A 615-nucleotide genomic window follows, 5' to 3' on the forward strand; every position below is an offset into this window, starting at 1 on the left:
TCCTCGTCACTGCCTTTGGCAGTTCCTTCGGATTCCCTCGGGCTTATCGACGCCCCGCGCCCCACCGGCCACCGACGCGCCGGGCTCTGTCAGGTGCAATTTCACGTCAGCTGGGGCGGGCGGTTTTCTTAAGGTCTTACTCCACAGTGTGGGGTGGTGGATGATCTTGCGGGGCCCGCTCCCGGCCGGCCGCGCAGGCGGCCTTTGGGAGCTTACGCGGCGTCTTGCAATCCATGATGCCGCTGCGCGCACGCAACGCAAGGAACCCTCGCAACGCTGCAAATCTCAGCCGACGCTCGCAACATTTACCGGCCTCCCTTTTAGACGGGTGGCACGCGTACAGGTCTGGCGAAGCAATCAGCTATCTGCCGCGCGCCACCCGTCGCTCCACCTCCCCCACCTGACGGCGGGGCCAACAGAAAACCACCCGACAAAAGCGCGTAAGCGACCAACGCGACAACGCCCCGGCAACGCGTATGCAGAAAGCGTCCGCCCGCGCGGACGCTTGAGGCGGGCCCTGCAAATCTCGTCAGTAATGAGGGACCCAGCAGCGCCTCAAGCCAAGACGGCGCCAGCTCGTCGGCGGGGTTCGCCTGATGGCGCGCAACCTTGATG

It is taken from the genome of Achromobacter maghribensis (genome assembly GCF_057334215.1).